Origin of the sequence: Siphonobacter sp. SORGH_AS_0500 (assembly GCF_002838835.1) — a bacterium.
Taxonomy (GTDB): Bacteria; Bacteroidota; Bacteroidia; order Cytophagales; family Spirosomataceae; genus Siphonobacter.
On record NZ_NHPP01000005.1, the window covers coordinates 82,144 to 99,941 of the forward strand.

Consider the following 17,798-nt stretch of genomic DNA (forward strand, 5'->3'; position numbering starts at 1 on the left):
ATTTGTAAATATTTCAAAAGAACCTAACTTCTTCGCTTCCCTTTTGGTTAGATTAGTATATGCTTCTATAGTCATGAACCCCCGCCGTAAAAAACTCAAAGCACGAAAGTTGATAAAACTTTCCATTGCCATTGGCTCCCTATTAACCGTCTGGGCAGTAGCCATTGGTATTCTCGGCGATTCAAAATCCATTATTTTTGATGCACTCTTTTCGCTCGTCGGGATCAGTATGTCCGGGGTTTCGTTGTTTGTCACCAACTTTGTCCGCAAGCCCGACGACGATAACCTACCTTTTGGCCGCTCGCAGTTTGAACCACTTTATATCTCCGTTCAATCGCTCATCATCATTTTCCTGTGCCTCTATTCCTTCGCCACTTCCATTATTGACATTCTGAACGGCGGACGAAAAGTAGAATTAACCATTGCCTTTCCTTACCTGATTACCTCGATTATCGTTTGCATTGGTTTGGGATTATACTTCCGTAAAAAAGCCCGGCAATTAAAGTCGGATTACGTTTTGATTGAGGCGAATGAGTGGCAACTGGATGCCTTGCTGAGTTTCGGCGTTTTAGTCGTGCTTTCGCTGAGCTACTTTTTAAAGGATACGAGCTTCTCCGGCCTCATTCCTTATTTAGACCCCATCATTGTTTTGATTATTTCGCTGTTGTTCATGCGAATTCCGGCTCGTACGTTCTGGAAAAACATCAAAGAGTTACTTCAGTTTGCTCCCGACGACGAAGTGGAAGACAAGATTCACGAAGCTTCGGAAAAAATTGCCCAACAGTATCGTTTTACAGATTTACTGGTTCGCGTCGCTAAAACGGGCAGCAGTTATACCGTAGAAATTGACTTCCTGTTACCTAAAGATCAGGCTCAGAAGCCCCTGATTGAACTGGATCGGATTCGTCAGGAGTTGTATGACCTAATCAAAGGCGATTACCAGATGTGGTTAACGATTTCCTTCACCACCGAGCGTAAATGGATGTTATAAAGGCAAAAGCGGACCCACTTTCGCAGGTCCGCTTTTACTATCGAATAATTACCAATTATTGTTTCTCTACTAACCAGTTTTTCGCATTGACAAAAGCTTCCATCCAGGGAGAAACTTCATCTTTACGACCCGCAGGATAATAAGGCCAGTGCCACTGCAAAGCCGAACGCTCGGCGTGAGGCATCATCACTAGGTGGCGACCCGTTTTATCGCACATCATTGCAGTATCAAAGCTGGAACCATTGGGGTTAGCCGGATACGTGTGATAGGTGTACTTCGCCGTGATCTGGTATTCACTTTCGTCGTAAGGAAGCTCAAAACGACCTTCACCGTGCGAAATCCAAACCCCGAGTGTGCTACCCGCCAATGTTGAAAGCATCACGGAATTGTTCTCCTGAATGGTTACCGAAGTAAACAAGCTTTCGTGTTTGTGGCTTTCGTTATGTTTCATTTTAGGCTTCACTTCATGGTCAGGGTTAATCAATCCTAACTCGATGAAGAGCTGACAGCCGTTACAAATCCCTACGGAAAGGGTGTCTTCGCGTTGGAAAAACTTCTCAATAGCCTGTTTCGCCTTTTCGTTATACAGGAACGAACCAGCCCAGCCTTTAGCCGAACCTAGTACGTCGGAGTTAGAGAACCCACCTACTGCACCGAGGAACTGAATGTCTTCCAGCGTTTCCCGACCCGAAATCAAATCCGTCATGTGAACGTCTTTCACTTCGAAGCCCGCCAAGTATAAAGCATTTGCCAGTTCGCGTTCGGAATTACTTCCTTTCTCCCGAAGAACGGCTGCTTTCGGGCGGTAGCCTTCAATTACTGGTTTTTTACCCGTGAACTGTGTAGGGAAATGGTATTGCAACAGGTGATTTTTATAATTCTCAAAACGCTCGGTTGCTTTGGCCACACCACTTTGTTTCTGATCGAGCAGGTAAGACGTCTTGAACCATACATCACGCAGGTGATCGACGTTCAGTGACCAGCTTGCGTCCTGATCTTTGATCGTTACCGTAGCTTCAGCCGTTACTTCACCAATTTTATGGAAGGCCACTCCTTTGGCAGTCAGAATCTCCTCAACTGAAGCATCTGCCTGGAATACGATACTAATATTTTCAGCGAACAGTTTCGCTACGCTATCCTGCTGCCCTAAGGAAGTCAGGTCCAGGGTAGCTCCGAGGTTGCGATCCGCAAAGCAAAGTTCGAGTAAGGTCGTAATCAAACCACCGCTGCCTACATCGTGACCCGCCTGAATTTTTCCGGCTTTGATCAATTCCTGAATGGCATCGAAAGCGGTTTTGAACGCTTCGGCATTTACTACGTCCGGGGTTTCGTTACCAATTCGGTTTAGAATCTGAGCCAGCGAAGAACCCCCCAGCTTGTATTGGTCGCCCGAGAGGTTAATGTAGTAAATCGAACCGCCGTCTTTTTGTAAAACGGGCTCAATCACGCCACGCACGTCATTACAGGGGGCACCTGCGGAGATAATCACCGTTCCGGGAGCAATCACATCCGCGTTGGGATATTTCTGCTTCATGGACAGCGAATCTTTACCCGTTGGAATGTTGATTCCTAAACTAATCGCAAAATCAGAACAGGCTTGAACGGCCTGGTATAAACGAGCGTCTTCGCCCTTGTTCTTACAGGCCCACATCCAGTTAGCCGACAGCGAAACGCTTTTCAGACCTTCCTCAAGCGGAGCCCAGATGATGTTTGAAAGAGCTTCGGCAACCGCATTACGACTACCCGCTGCCGGATCAATCAGAGCCGAGATTGGGGCGTGACCGATGGAAGTAGCAATCCCGTCTTTACCCTGAAAATCCAGAGCCATTACCCCAACGTTATTGAGGGGTAAGTGCAGGGGACCGACATTCTGCTGTTTCGCTACGCGACCACCTACACAACGGTCTACTTTATTGGTTAACCAGTCTTTACTAGCCACCGCTTCGAGTTGAAGAACGGCCTCCAGATAGGTTTCTAATTCATTCACATCATAAGTAACGGGCTGATAGGTACGTTCTACCGTTTCGTCAACCATGATGGTTTTGGGAGCACTGCCAAACATATCAGCCAGTGCCAGATCCATCGGTTTAGCGTCTTTTGTGTGAGACGCAATGGTAAAGCGATGGTCGGCGGTTACTTCACCTACATTATACATGGGAGCCCGCTCGCGTTCAGCAATGCGTTGCAGGGTTTCCACATCAGCAGAGCCAATCACTAAGCCCATCCGCTCCTGCGACTCATTACCTACAATTTCTTTCGCTGAAAGCGTAGGATCGCCCACGGGTAACTTATCCAGATCAATAGATCCGCCCGTATCTTCAATCAATTCGGATAGACAGTTCAGGTGTCCACCGGCTCCGTGATCGTGAATCGAAACGATGGGGTTGTTATCACTTTCCACCAATCCACGGACGGCGTTAGCAACGCGTTTCTGCATTTCAGGGTTTGAACGCTGAATGGCGTTTAACTCAATCCCTGAACCGAATTTCCCCGTATCAGCCGAAGACACCGCCGCACCGCCTAAGCCAATGCGATAGTTATCTCCACCCATTACAACGATCTGATCGCCCTGTTGGGGCTGGTGCTTAATGGCTTGCTCGGCTTTGCCGTAGCCAATTCCACCCGCCTGCATGATTACTTTATCATAACCCAGCGTGCGACCGTCTTCTTCGTGTTCAAAGGTTAATACCGAACCCGTAATCAGGGGTTGGCCGAATTTATTACCAAAATCAGTGGCACCGTTAGACGCTTTAATCAGAATGTCCATCGGCGTTTGGTATAACCATTTACGCTCAGCGACACCCTTCTCCCAGGGACGATCTTTTTCCAGACGAGAAAGAGCCGTCATGTAAACCGCCGTTCCCGCCAGAGGAATGGCTCCCTGACCACCGGCTAAGCGGTCACGAATTTCTCCACCCGAACCCGTAGCAGCACCGCTGAAAGGCTCAACCGTCGTTGGGAAGTTATGCGTTTCGGCTTTCAGAGAGATGACCGAGTCAAACTCTTTTACCTCGTAAAATTCGGGAACGTCGGGACGTTTCGGTGCAAACTGCTGCACGCGAGGGCCCTTCACGAACGCCACGTTATCTTTATACGCCGAAACAATTCCATTAGGATTGGTTTCCGACGTTTTACGAATCAGCTTGAACAGAGAAGTAGGTTTAGCTTCACCGTCAATCACGAAAGTGCCATTGAAGATTTTGTGACGGCAGTGCTCGGAGTTCACCTGCGAGAAGCCAAATACTTCGGCATCGGTAAGCTTCCGACCTAATTTTTCTGAAAGATTATTAAGGTATTCTACCTCTTCATCACTCAGCGAAAGACCCTCCTGTTTGTTATAAGCGGCAATATCATCCAGCTCGATAATCGGTTCGGGTTCGATGTTGATGGTGAAGATTTCCTGATTGAGTTCCTCATATTTCTGAGAAACCATCGGATCAAAACCGGTGAAATCAGCCGCTACTTTCGTAAACTCTTCGATTCGGCTGATTCCCGTAATATTCATATTCTGGGTAATCTCTACAGCATTGGTACTCCAGGGGGTGATCATGGCTGCCCGCGGGCCCGTAAACACCTGATTGATCGTAGTTTCTGGCAATAAGGATGAATCTCCGAAGAGCCAGTTCAATTTAGAAATGTCCGCGTCAGTCAAAGACTGCTGGGTTTCAACCGCGTAAACAGTAACCTGATCGGCAGAAAAGAAATAAATCATGTTTGGAGTCGTAATGCTAGATAAAAGCTTAGTACTTGCTACAAAGGTAGCGTGATTCGACCGTTTTTCAGAAAAAAATCCAAGTTGAAGGAAGGAGCATGAAAAATGAGTGATTTCCCACCCCTTTTCTGCTTAAAATTACATTTGCCCACCTTTCCGAACCCCAAACGCGGGCTGAAAGCGTGTTCATCTGATTGGGCAACACAAAAACTCAACGGATCATTCCGACCAAATTCTTTTAATTGGGAAGGGGTTTTCTCCCGCAGTCGCTCGGCTCTAGCCGAGTGACCACTTAGCTCTAGGCCTCTGGCCGATAGCATGCAAATCAGAAGCTGGTCAGAGAACACCTTATCCTAAACGAAATTAGGCTTGCTCCCATCGACGCTTGCTGAACAACGAAGCCAATCCCATTCCAGAAGGTCTCTCCTTACGTTCGAGATGACAGAGAGCGGCTTTGTTTCCCCCTCATCCATAATGATTCCATTCGTTTCGTGATCAATAAAGATTTCAAAACCCATGATTCGCATTAATAATGCTAACGATTCGACATTTTAAGCAATCTTCTGAAGCCATTACCAATGATCCCAAATTTTTATTACCTGTAGCATTCGCTTTTATATTTGTGCACCTGTACAAACCAAATATTATTAAGTCATTAGATGCCAGACATTTACGAACCTGATTACGTTAAAGAACTATTTAATCAAATGTCCGGCTCTTATGAGCGGATGAATTACATTACCTCGTTTGGGTTTTCCATTCGCTGGAGAAAACAGTTTTTACGGAAATTAGGAGCCTCTCAGGAACCCATACAAATCATTGATTTACTTTCAGGATTGGGTGAAAACTGGGAATTTCTCCATAAAAATTTCCCCAAAGCAGACATCTGGGCGTTGGACTTTTCAGAAAAAATGGTTCGGCAAAGTCAGCTGAAAAATGCCAGAAAATTTGATAATAAAATACAGATTACGTGTCAGAATATTTTGGCTAATCAATTACCCACTGGTTATTTCGATTATGTTTCCTGTGCCTATGGTTTGAAGACCTTTAATCAGGAGCAGCTTCAAATCCTGGCTAAAGAGGTAACCCGCATTTTAAAACCAGGAGGTGTGTTTACTTTTGTAGAAGTATCAAAGCCATCTAATAAAATGCTCGCTTTGCTTTATAAATTTTACTTAGGAAAAGTTATTCCAATCCTGGGAAAACTTTTTCTGGGAAATCCCGAGGATTACCGAATGCTCTGGATTTATACTGAAAAGTTTAAAAATACTTCCTACGTAAAACAGGTATTTGAAGAGGCTGGACTGGAAGTAAGGCATGAGCCCTATTTTTTCGGTTGTGCCAGTGGTTTAAGTGGCCGAAAATGAGAAGATTTTAAATACTTTCTTTGCAATCAGCCAACGAATCTGGATTATCAGCTACTGTTAAACTTTCATCGCAAACCAAGTCTATGAAAAGATTTAGCAACAACCGGGGTTATAATTCTGTTTAGAGAAAAGCTGCCTTTGTTCATTTTACGCTCGCTTATGAAATCAACCTTTATACTAATATTCTGCTTATTGATAATGGGTGTGGCTTCAGGTCAAACCTATCCTACCACTTTTGCAAGTTTATCTCAACACAGCGTATACGTCGAAGCGGGTGGACCTGGGTTATACGGTTCTCTTAATTATGAACTACAGCTAACCGATAAGCCTAAATTTGGTCTTCGGGCAGGCCTGGGGTATTACCATCACAACGCCAAATACCTCACTATTCCACTGGGAGCCAACTACTTGTTTACGTTAGAAGAAGAAAAGTCTTACATTGAAATGGGCGTGGGCGTTACCTTTGCCCGGGCAGATGGCAAACTTCGTGGAGCCTCAACCAACCCGGATGCCGACCATTTCACGAGTTATATTCCCAGCATTGGTTACCGTCGCCACACCTATGATGAGTGGATTTGGCGGATCATGCTCACTCCTATCATCAACAATTTTGGATTAAGCCCCTGGCTGGGTGTTTCCTTCGGAAAACGATTTTAACCATATCGCACAAAAAAGGCACATGTTCAATCATGTGCTTTTTTGTTGCTTAATATCTCCTGTCGTTCCTAGCTATGCTATTACTCTTTTATTTTTTCCTGTCATTCAGAGCGTAGCGAAGAACCTTATTCCCTTTGGTAAAGTGCTTGGTCTTAAGGCTAGTAAAGATTCCTTAAGACCAAGCACAGTCGCTCGGCTCTAGCCGAGTGGCTACTGGGCTTCTGGCCGGTAAGATGCAAACTAGTAGCGAATAAAAGAACATCTCTTCCCACCAAAGATCCTTGCAACCATCGGCCAGAGGTCTACTACACTATATCGTCACTCGGCAGAGCCGAGTAACTGTGGAGCATAGGGCAAATTTTAATTCGTCAATCTTCGTTTATTCAATCCTTTATCAGTGAGACAATCCAGAAAACAAATAAATTCGTCACTATATAGCCTATAAAAAATTTAAGAATTAATACTAACTCATTATAAAACTCCTTTTTCAATAAAATGTCATTATTAACATTCGTTGAAAAATTCTCTTCAACTTCATATTTTATCGAAACATAGGTATTAAATAGCATATAAACAGCAATAAGCAACACTATACCAGACAGTAGAATCCATAAACTAGTAATTAACCTCTTAGCTTTCATAGTGAATAGTAAGGTTCAATAACAACTTTCAAAAAATGGCTAAAACTAGTATTCAACTATTGTTGTAATTGACAGGCTCGTTCAACGGTTATATCATAAGACATAATAAGATCTGGGTCTTCTTCATAAGGTATGAATATACATTTTAGAGACTCTAAAGGAATATCCATGGGTATTTCATCAATCAATTCCTCGCTTATCTTGTCATAGACAAAAATCACTCTCTTGATTTGCATATTATTAATTAACTGTGATTAGGCACTATGAGTCCTTATTTTTTACGTATTATAGGATACCTACTGCCATTATACATTCATCTTTCCCAAAATGCAACCATCTATGTTAGAAAAGCTGAAAAGCATACTGCCATTTGACGATAAGCAATGGAATCAGTATGCGAGTTATTTCAAAAGAATACAGGTTCCTGCGAAAAAGGTGTTGATACAGGAGGGCGAAATCTCAAAAAAGGCGTTTTTTATTGAAAAAGGATGTATTAGGGTCTGGTTTAACAAAGATGGAAAAGACGTAACCTTTCAGTTTTTTTTCGAGAATGAAAGAGTATCGTCCGTAGAAAGTTTCAAGAAGAATATTCCAAGTATTGTAACCTTGGAAACCATAGAGCCCAGCACTTTATGGGTCATCGATAAGCAAGATATGGATCAGATCATGCGTGACGGCTTTGAAATCCCTAAAGTACGTGAAAAGCTCATCGATACCTTATTTGACCGGAATATCCATTACATGAAACATTGCCTCTCCTTCATAAGAGACACGCCGCAGCAACGCTATCTTCATCTCCTAGAAACCCAACCCCAAATCATTCAGCGTATCCCGCAACATTACATTGCTTCTTACCTGGGGATTACTACTGTCCATTTAAGTCGGGTAAAAAGTAAGCTGCTGAAAGGAAAATAACAGGTCTGAATTTGATAACATATGTTATCGCTTGCCTGATAGGCCTCCGAATAGTTTTGCATTGTACTCAATGGCAATGTAAAATGAAGTCTCAAAAAATAATTTACTGGATATCGACGGGTCTTTTTGCGGTCTGGATGTTGGCAAACGCCAAGGCGTATTTAACTTCCGAAGAAGCAAAAAGACTTTGCGTTCATTTTGGCTTTCCCGATTACTTCCGGGTAGAATTGGCTATTGCCAAGATTTTAGGAACGGCAGCTTTGTTGCTTCCTGTAGTTAGGAACAACCCGAAAGAATGGGCTTACGCAGGTTTTTTCATCACGGTTGTCTCGGGGTTCATTGCCCATCTTGCCTCAGGCGATTCGCTGATCTCATCTTCTTTTGCATTACTGGCATTGGCCCTCTTACTCACTTCGTACTTCACTTACCATCGTTTAAACCAATAAAATGAAAGCAGCAGTAATTTTCCAGCAGGGCGAAATGCCCCAATACGCCGATTTTCCAGAACCAGGCGTAAAAAATGACGACGAATTAGTAATCTCTGTAAAAGCAGCAGCCATCAAAAATTTCGACAAAGGCAGGGTAAAAGGCACTCATTACTCAGCCGAAGTCGGGAGACAGAACGCGATAGTAATTGGCGGCGATGGGGTCGGTTTGCTGGCAGACGGCACCAGAGTCTATGCTTTGGGCGAAGGTATGATGGCAGAAAAAGCCATTGTTGATAAAAGAAAAATAGTAAAGGTACCCGATGGGATGGATGATGCTTCGGCTTGTGCCTTACCCAATGCGGTTGCGGGCTCGGCAATGGCTCTTCGTTTCAGAGCAGCTATAAAACCAGGCGAAACCGTTTTAATCAACGGAGCAACGGGATTTACCGGTAAAATTGCCATTCAGGTGGCCAAGCATTACGGAGCGAAAAAAGTAATCGTTACGGGCAGAAATCAGGCCTCGCTCCAATCCCTAGTAGCATTAGGGGCCGACGAAACGGTTTTGACGACACAAACCGATGAAGCGTTTATCGCCCAGCTGAAAGCCATACACAATAATACGCCCATAGATATCATCCTGGATTATTTGTGGGGCCACACGGCTGAACTTTTACTTGCGTCTCTAAAAGGTAATGGCTCCTTTACTCACAAGACCAGATTTATTTCCATCGGTTCTGTAACAGGCGACAAAATTCAGTTATCAGCAGAGAATTTACGCAGTGTTGATCTTCAGCTTTCAGGATCAGGTTTAGGAAGCTGGACAAGAGATGAAATGAAGCTGTTATTTACAGAAATACTTCCAGAAATGTTTCAACTGGCAGCTGATAACCAGCTCAAAGTAGAGACCATAGAAGTGAAGTTATCGGACATTGAAAAATTGTGGGAAATGGAGGTGTCAGATGGGAAACGTTTGGTTGTTTCCATTTAATTAGTTGATATTTTTTGGTTGTTAGTCGATCGTTTGATAGTCAACGTTTTACAGCCGAACCAGTATAGTAGTATGCTAGCAAAATTGCTCCGCCGTTGTTGGTGACACTTTTTCAAACACCAACAACGGCATAACACCTTCTATGTCTTACGATCCAACAATATCAAAGAGCTTATTACCAAAGCTTCACCAGCGTTCTTCCTTCCGTTTGGCCTGCTAACATTTGGTCTATTTGCTCCGGGAGCTCCTCCAGCGTTAATTGTTTAGTAAAGCTCACTAGCTGTTCGGGTTTCCATTCGTTGGCTAGTAAGTTCCAAACCCGTTGCCGGACTGGCATGGATGCCTGAACCGAATCCACGCCTAATAAGCTCACGCCATTAAGGATAAAAGGGAAAACCGTCAGGTTTAAATCACCGGATTGAGCCATTCCGCAGGCAGCCACTACGCCATTATACTGAAGTGAGCGTACCAGCGTGGTTAATACACTTCCACCAACGGTATCAATGGCACCCGCAAAACGAGGTTTCAGCAAAGCCCGTTTACTTTCGTCCGTGAATTCCTGCCGATCCAACCACTCCGTTCCGTTTAATTGTTGTTGTAAATCAGTATTTTTCTTACCTGAAATACCTACGGTCTGGTAACCCAGCTTACTTAACAGTTGCAGACTGATACTTCCTACGCCACCCGTCGCTCCACTTACGGCGATTGGGCCATCGGAAGGCTTAATTCCAGCCTGAACAAGTTTGTCAACGCAAAGTCCGGCAGTAAAGCCCGCCGTTCCCAAAGCCATGGCTTCCTGAGGTTGTAAGTTTGGGGGTAAGGCTACTATCCACTCTCCCGGAACCCGGATGTACTGTCCGTACCCGCCCCAGGTATTCATTCCCAAATCAAAACCAGTTACTAAAACCTGATCTCCTTTTTTCCAGAGCTTTCCTGAAGATTCCTCTACCACGCCTACCGCATCAATGCCCGGAACGTGCGGGAAGGTACGGGTAACTCCCTTATTACCAGTCGCGGACAGGGCATCTTTATAGTTTAAAGAAGAATACGTTACCCGAATCAAGGTATCGTGATCAGGTAAGGAGCTTAGCGATACTTGCTGAACTTGTTTCAAAAACTGGCCGTTTTCTTCCCTGATGAGCAGAGCTTTGAATGTATTTTCCATGAGCGTATGTCTGGTAATGAAGCCGAAACCTAGAAAAATCCGTTCTTGCAAGCAAGTTATTCCTCAGACTAGCCTGATTACCTGCCTTTCTCTTGTGCCAAGTAAGGAAAATCAATTAAGGAATGATTACGTATAAACAAAAGCCCGACTCGCGACTGGCAGGCGTAATTGATCACTTTTACGCCGTTCAGATTCCAATCCATTCAGAACCTATCATTCAGCATTTATCTCCCAATCTGGAGTTAATGCTGGTATTTAATTTCGGTGATCCCATCCGTTATTCCTTTGGGAACAAGGCATTAGCAGAGCATTCATTCAGCCAGGTTACCCTGATTGGCCCCCTTCGACAAATGCTAAATTATGAACTGAGACCCGGTGATGATCTACTGGTTATTGGGTTTACGCTGGATGGATTTTTTCGCTTTTTATCCCTTGAAAAAATTACTATTGAAAGCTTAACCGAAAGCGAATCCGTTTTAGCTTTTCCGAGTTTGAATGCTCTCTATCTTTCGCTAGCGGATATTCCTGATTTTGACCTACGCGTAGCCTATCTTACCTCGCATATTTTACGCGAATTAAGTCCTTCGGAGGATGCGGCTTCAACGCTATTGGAACATGCTTCCCTGTTTCATCAAGACGTACTGAATCCCGTTAAGGTCATCGCCGATCAGCATTCACTTTCGGAGCGAACGGTTCAGTTACGTTTTAAGAAATACGTAGGCTATTCACCCAAAGAACTGCTTCGTTTTCTGCGATTCAAAAAAGTGATTCAACAGGTAAGCAATCAACCCAATACCCCCTGGTTTGATCTCATCGAAGCGTTCGGGTATCATGACCAGAGTCATTTCATTAAAGACTTTAAACAGTATACGGGCCTGAGTCCAAAGGAGTTTCGCAAACTTCAGGAGAACGGCAATTTTTGTATTAGTTTTCCTGATCAGCTTTATTAAAATGGTTTATTCTTCAGTAACCACTCTTCCCAAACCCTTACTCCAGGCTTTTACCTGAGCGTATGCCTTTGGGTTATTTTCCTTTTTGTTGAACTGTAAATGAATCTCCCCTTTTGAGACTTCAATTTTGAACTTAGTCTGGTCGGGTAGCATTACTTCTTGACTGGTATTTCCTGAATTCAAGGCAATTACCTTCGTCGGTCTGAAAAAATCATTGAAGTATTCCTGAACCATCGTGGTCCGGGAATCATCAAATTCTGCATCCAGTTTGTAGAGGCTATCGTTATCAGTAACCGAAATTCTAGTGTCGTTGGAGCATGACGAAAAGGCCAAGATGCCTGCGACTAGTAAAAGCGAAATTGGTTTCATAGCTATATTGCATTACAAGGTACCATGCAATGTAAATACAGCTAATCGTCTAGTTACCTACTTATTTATAAACGGTTACTATCCATCGATAAACGGAACTAGTATTTATAAAAAAGTAAAAAGCCTGGGCTAATAAATAACCCAGGCTTTCCAGAAATGCCATTCTTATAGTTTTGGCTCCCAGCCTTTTTCGTAGTCCCGACTCCAAAGTTTCATGGCTTCTTTGTCCTGAATACGGCCATTTTTCGAATCCACTTTGAAAGACTTGTTGGTACGGTAGGCAATGTTAGCTAAGTGACAGAGTAAAGTACTTTTCGCTCCTTCGTCGATGGGTGAATTTTGTTTGGCTTTTCCCCGAATGGCTTCGAAGAAGTTAACCATATGGCCCGTTGTCATGTCGCCACCACCTCCTAATGCCGTACCCGCTTCAGAACCTTTGGCCTTGCTGTCTTTCAGCAATTTACCTTCGCGACTGTATAACTTATAGCCATCCCGATCTACGTATACACTACCCGTAGAACCATAGATGATCGTTCCGCGATCAGTACCGTACGTTTTATACCCGCTGCGGCTTTTTCCATCCCACTTGATGATTTTATTACCACCAAATTTGAAAGTTGCATCCATCGTATCATATACCGCCCAACCATCGTCCAGGAAATGACGTTTGGCCGCCTCTACCTCTACAAATTCCGGGTATTCAACTTGTAAGGCCCAACGGGCTATGTCCAGTTCGTGGGTAGCGTTATTACCACTTTCTGCCGTACCGTACATCCAACCGTACCAATGCCAGTTATAGTCCCAGGTGTCGTGCGTATAGTCCGTGCGAGGAGCGGGTCCCTGAAATAAATCCCAGTCTAAGCCTTCTGGAATTGGTGCTTTCTTTGGAATTGGCACTTCTCCGCGAGTAGCTGAATAAAAAGCCACCGCTTTGTAAGGAGTCCCAATGGCTCCGTTATGAATTTGATGAATAATATCGATGGTTTCAGGAGACGAACGCTGCTGATTGCCCATCTGAATTACCTTGTTATACTTCTTCTGAAAAGCAACCAGTAACTCGCCTTCATGGGGATTATGACTGCAAGGTTTCTCCACATACACATGCTTACCCGCTTGAATGGCCATCCAGGTTCCCGGAGCGTGCCAGTGGTCGGGCGTAGCATTGATTAATACGTCGATATTCTTGTCTTCAATCACTTTCCGAATATCATTTTCCAGCTTTGGGGTGTAATCAATGTGTTTGGAAAATTGCTTCACGGCGGATTCCCGCTGCTTTTTCATCACATCACAAAGCGTAATGAGTTGCACATTACTGTCTTTACGGGCAATGGGATCAAAATAAGCTCCTAGTCGACGACCTAAACCGGCAATTGCCAGATTTAAACGATCATTAGACCCTATAATACGGGAATAACTTTTGGCAGACATGCCCTGGGCCAGACCACCGAAAGTGATACCAGCGGTTCCTAGTGCGGCTTTGACAATAAAATCTCTCCGGGATTTTTGCATGGAAATAGAAGGTTAATAGAGGCGTTTTCAGTAAGAAGTAAGTCATTATTTTCATTAAAGCTACTTCTTTTCTGAGTCATGTATTCTTTGCAAACTTTTCAGTATAAAGAATTCATGATTCAATTTATACCCAAACATTCCTAAAATTATCCTAAAAGCGAGATTTAAATAAAAGTGAGTTAACCTCTCCCTCCGTTCGAGCGAGCCGTGGGAAGAAAACCTTACCTCCGACCTGTCGTCCAGAGCGAAGCGAAGGATCTTTTGGGTTTTATTAACTTATCTCGGTCATGAGGAAACTTTAGCCGTGCCGTTTTACAGAAGGTCTTTCTTCGTTCGAGAGGACAAGTGAGGACGGTAGCTGCGAAGAAACGTCTTCTGGTTTTGAAAGGATAAAGACGCGACTTCCTCGTGGTTGGTGAGACACTAACCACGGCATAAATAGCAACCCTGTCCCGAATTTCATCCAGGGAAACAACCAAGTCACCTCTGCTTCGCTCTCGATGACAGATGGCAGCATAAATTCTTCACCCTATGGTTCTTCCGAAGTGGAGAGGCTTACTTCTTTTTAACCAATCTCTTCACTATCACTTCATTTCCACCATCTTCTTCGCGGCTTTCATGTCTTCCATATTGCCTCTAATTTTCATGTTTAACTTGCTGTTTTTGAGCATATCATTATCTGATATTATCTGCGAACGAAGATGGACGGTGAAAGGGAATTTTTTACCCTGAAACAGCATTTGTGTGCCTGCACTAATCATTTTTCCGAGTTCCACCTGCACCGGAATCTGGTACACTTTATCACTTTTGGCAGGAACACGGGTAACTCCCGGTGATTGACCATTGATTGTAGTTTTTTCTTTACCCAGGTCGATGGAATACCTCATGTTTTTAAACTGAATGGCGAAGTCATTTTTATTAATAAACCGAAGGTCCACATTCAGTTCAGATTTTTTGAGCTTGAATTTTTCCAGGTCAATGCCTACTACTTCAATTTCTGGAAGGTGATACAAAGGCAATCGTTTTTCCATTTCGATTCGAAGTGTATCGTGACCCAGCACTGGTTTCGCCAGTTTTAAGAAGACTTCAAACTGGTATAAAGCACTATCCTGACCCGCCGCTTCTCCTCTTTTTGCCACTTTAGAAAACGTATCAATCTTTAACTCCGTAGGAATATCAATCGTAACGCTGTCTCTGGGCTCAATCTGGAGCGGCTTCATGTAATCGCTTTCGATAATCTGAACCCCATCCACTTTTACCTGATAAGCAAAATTTTCAATATCCATTCCCAAGGGTAAGGGATTGTCAATCAGCATTTTCATGGACATTTCCATCGTAGAATCGGTAATGGACGAAATTTCCGCCAAACTCATTTCTACGCGTGGCTTCAGACCAGAAACCGGATTCGCATTTTTACGTTCGTATCGCTTGAATAGAAACCAACCTGTTCCAGCCAGAATGATAAGAATTATCAGGGTAATAAAAACCTTTTTCATAAGGGTGTGTCTAAAAATAAGCCACAAAGCCTTAGAAAAGCATGCCTAGGGCAGGCTGGGCAAGGTCTGAATCATTTCCTTCAACCGGGGAGTTAGGTGTTCAGGATGGTAGGCAATGGCGTATTCAATTTCTAAAGGATGCTGATCTGCGTCCCACTGAATGTTTTTAACGAGAATGTCAGGGTAACGAGTCCAGTCGAAGAGGATGGGTACCAGAGCAATTCCCTGGTTCATACTTACCAGTTCACCCACTAAGTCCAGCGAAGAAACTTCCTGAGTTATAGAGGCTTTGCGGTTAATTCCCGCTTGCTGAAAAATGGATTCTACCTGCGTATAAAAAGGATGAAGCGTAGCCGGAATTTCAATCCATTTTTCCTTTTTGAGCGAATTTAAATGAAGTTCAGCCTCAGACGCAAGCCGATGATTTTTAGGTAAGATCACACAAAGATGCCCTTTTCGATACACGTGTCCCTGCAAAGCATCCAGCCGAAGAGGCCAAAGGGTCATTCCTAATTGAATGGTCCCTTCCACCAGAGCCTCCTGTACGCTTATGTAGGTCGGTAACTCGACGAGCTGGATGTTTACTTCGGGAAAATGTTCGGAAAAGAGGGTTAGTATCTCTACTATGCGTTCGCGAAGTAACATTTTGTAGATACCCAACTTGACAAGCGTTCCTTTATGGGCCGTTTGACGAGTTAACTCTACTGCCCGTTGAGACGCCCGAATTACTTTATGAGCTTCATTGAGAAACACCTGCCCGGCGGGGGTCAATTCGACCCTACGGAACTGCTTACGTCGGGTCGAGTCGAACAGCTCTACCCCCAGCTCACTTTCCAGCAGTTGAATCTGCTGACTTAGTGCGGGTTGTGATACGAAAAGATTCTGAGCAGCTTTGCCAAAATGCAATTCTTTCGCGACTTCAATAAAATACCTTAGCTGACGTAATTCCACGAATACAGACGTTCATAGGGATAATGCCCTACGAAGGTACTGGATTTGATTTTCAGGAACCACTTACAGGCTGAAGATTTCGCCGGGCTAGTTTCGGAGAGATTAATAAAAAGTAACCCAGGGTCGAAGAAAGGGCCATTCCTACCACCATCGGCAGGGCGGTACCATTATGGAAGTAACTCACCAGACCCGAAGCCGCCGCCCCGATTAACATCTGAATGCAACCCAATAACGCCGAAGCACTACCCGCGTAACGTTTGAAGGGAAACAAGGCCGTCGCGGCTGCATTGGGGCTAATAAATCCGTGGAAGAACAGATATATGAACATAATACTTAACAAACCCATGGCATTGAACAGGTTCAGCACGGTACCCATGATCAGTAACAGGGCCGTGATCCACTGAAATGCACTGATCTTCTTCAGGATCTCTTCACTTTTGGCACGTTTCAACCAAAAACGATTCACCTGGCTTCCCAGTATCATCCCGCAGGCATTAAATCCAAAAGCCCAGCCGTATTCGGTTTGAGAAAGGTTATGCAATTTCATGAACACAAAAGGCGAACCTGCAATGTAAGAAAACATGCTTCCCGAAGCCATACCCGCTACCAGGGAGTGAATGGAGAAAATCGGTTCTTTTAACACCGTTCCATAATCCTTTAAAATACGGGCAGGTTTTAGGGAAATACTGGGATCAGCGGGTTTACTTTCGGGTAAATAGCGAAGCACCAGCATAATCAACGTGACTCCAACCAAAGCCAGAAATCCGAATATATACCGCCAGCCAGCTACTTCTGAGATATAACCGCCAATGGTGGGTGCGATGATGGGAGAAACGCCCATAATCAGCATCAGAGTAGATAGAACGCCCGCCATTTCCTGCGGAGTAAACAAATCTCTAACCACCGCCCGACTCGCTACCATCCCTACGCAACCCCCTAAAGCCAGCAGAAAACGAATCGCAATCAGCCAGTTCACACTTTGTACACTGGCACAGGCTATAGCGGCAAGCACGTATAAGCTTAATCCAATCAACAGGGGTTTCTTTCTACCAAAGCGATCCAGTAAGGGACCGCACAGAGCCTGACCTAAAGAAATACCAATGAAAAAACTGGTTAATGAATAGGCGACATAACTAATGTCGGTCTGAAGATCCCGGGAAATAACGGTGAAGGCTGGTAAATAAGTATCAATTGAAAAAGGAGCAACCGCAGTTAATAATCCAAGTGTAATAATAAGTCCCTGCTTCTGTTTCATCGTTTCTAATTGTCTTATTTCCAGATTTAAACACAAAATTCGCTATATCTGTTATCTTTTTCCAATATCTATTACTTATATTTTAATAAGATAAACTTATTGAATGTAGTCTGAAACATAGGATTATTGAACCTGTGATTAGAACTTGCATAGGATTCGAGATAAACTTTTCTGATTGTCTGCCTTTGGGTAGGAACAAGATGGAATCTCGCTCCAGTCGTGCTCATCCGCATTTCCAACGCGGACTAACGAAGTTTCCTAAGGCCAAGTAACCTGTCAAAACCCATAAGATCCTTCGCTTCGCTCTGGATGACATATCTGAGTATAAACCACTTCCCCATCTCTTTCTTTGTCACTCTACTAGGGCTTCGCTGGAATCCTCCGTACCTTCGCGGCTCAATTGC

At 44.0% G+C, this 17,798-nt stretch carries 14 protein-coding genes; 7 read left to right on the plus strand and 7 right to left on the minus strand.

Translation table 11 applies throughout. The annotated features are described in order from the left end of the window. Nucleotides 1-109: 109 nt before the first annotated feature. Nucleotides 110-991, plus strand: a complete 882-nt coding sequence (locus tag BWI96_RS07205) for a cation diffusion facilitator family transporter (RefSeq protein ID WP_232793622.1) — start codon at nt 110-112, stop codon at nt 989-991. Between the two features lie 55 nt (nt 992-1,046). On the opposite strand, the gene purL is transcribed toward BWI96_RS07205, so the two are convergent. Beyond that, nucleotides 1,047-4,703, minus strand: coding sequence for a phosphoribosylformylglycinamidine synthase (gene purL, locus BWI96_RS07210; protein ID WP_106635998.1), 3,657 nt, complete (start codon nt 4,701-4,703; stop codon nt 1,047-1,049). A gap of 659 nt (nt 4,704-5,362) precedes the next feature. On the opposite strand from purL, the gene BWI96_RS07220 reads away from it, so the two are divergent. The 5 genes from BWI96_RS07220 to BWI96_RS07250 all read left to right on the plus strand — a co-directional run bounded on the left by BWI96_RS07220 (nt 5,363) and on the right by BWI96_RS07250 (nt 9,699). Next, nucleotides 5,363-6,070, plus strand: coding sequence for a class I SAM-dependent methyltransferase (locus tag BWI96_RS07220; RefSeq protein ID WP_106636000.1), 708 nt, complete (start codon nt 5,363-5,365; stop codon nt 6,068-6,070). 198 nt (nt 6,071-6,268) lie between these two features. Further along, nucleotides 6,269-6,727, plus strand: a complete 459-nt coding sequence (locus tag BWI96_RS07225; RefSeq protein WP_106636001.1) for a hypothetical protein — start codon at nt 6,269-6,271, stop codon at nt 6,725-6,727. Nucleotides 6,728-7,707: 980 nt separating this feature from the next. After that, nucleotides 7,708-8,283, plus strand: coding sequence for a Crp/Fnr family transcriptional regulator (locus BWI96_RS07240; RefSeq protein ID WP_106636004.1), 576 nt, complete (start codon nt 7,708-7,710; stop codon nt 8,281-8,283). A gap of 83 nt (nt 8,284-8,366) precedes the next feature. Further along, the gene (locus BWI96_RS07245) at nt 8,367-8,729 is read left to right on the plus strand and encodes a DoxX family protein (RefSeq protein ID WP_106636005.1); all 363 of its coding nucleotides are present in this window, start codon (nt 8,367-8,369) and stop codon (nt 8,727-8,729) included. Between the two features lies 1 nt (nt 8,730). Next, nucleotides 8,731-9,699, plus strand: a complete 969-nt coding sequence (locus tag BWI96_RS07250) for a zinc-binding alcohol dehydrogenase family protein (protein ID WP_106636006.1) — start codon at nt 8,731-8,733, stop codon at nt 9,697-9,699. A gap of 175 nt (nt 9,700-9,874) precedes the next feature. Here the strand turns inward: BWI96_RS07250 and BWI96_RS07255 are convergent, their stop codons facing one another. Then, a complete protein-coding gene (locus BWI96_RS07255) occupies nt 9,875-10,864 on the minus strand; it encodes a YhdH/YhfP family quinone oxidoreductase (RefSeq protein WP_106636162.1) in 990 nt (329 codons plus the stop codon). Between the two features lie 122 nt (nt 10,865-10,986). On the opposite strand from BWI96_RS07255, the gene BWI96_RS07260 reads away from it, so the two are divergent. Next, nucleotides 10,987-11,814, plus strand: a complete 828-nt coding sequence (locus tag BWI96_RS07260; protein WP_106636007.1) for an AraC family transcriptional regulator — start codon at nt 10,987-10,989, stop codon at nt 11,812-11,814. A 6-nt stretch (nt 11,815-11,820) separates the two neighbouring features. On the opposite strand, the gene BWI96_RS07265 is transcribed toward BWI96_RS07260, so the two are convergent. The 5 genes from BWI96_RS07265 to BWI96_RS07285 form a co-directional block, all read right to left on the minus strand. After that, a complete protein-coding gene (locus BWI96_RS07265) occupies nt 11,821-12,183 on the minus strand; it encodes a hypothetical protein (RefSeq protein ID WP_157830250.1) in 363 nt (120 codons plus the stop codon). 165 nt (nt 12,184-12,348) lie between these two features. Further along, a complete protein-coding gene (locus BWI96_RS07270) occupies nt 12,349-13,692 on the minus strand; it encodes a Gfo/Idh/MocA family protein (protein ID WP_106636009.1) in 1,344 nt (447 codons plus the stop codon). Between the two features lie 584 nt (nt 13,693-14,276). After that, nucleotides 14,277-15,188: an LEA type 2 family protein gene (locus BWI96_RS07275; protein WP_106636010.1), complete on the minus strand. Its 912-nt coding sequence runs from the start codon at nt 15,186-15,188 to the stop codon at nt 14,277-14,279. A 45-nt stretch (nt 15,189-15,233) separates the two neighbouring features. Beyond that, entirely contained in the window at nt 15,234-16,139 is a 906-nt protein-coding gene (locus BWI96_RS07280; protein ID WP_106636011.1) for a LysR family transcriptional regulator, read from the minus strand. Nucleotides 16,140-16,191: 52 nt separating this feature from the next. Then, the gene (locus BWI96_RS07285) at nt 16,192-17,394 is read right to left on the minus strand and encodes a multidrug effflux MFS transporter (protein ID WP_106636012.1); all 1,203 of its coding nucleotides are present in this window, start codon (nt 17,392-17,394) and stop codon (nt 16,192-16,194) included. Nucleotides 17,395-17,798: the final 404 nt, after the last annotated feature.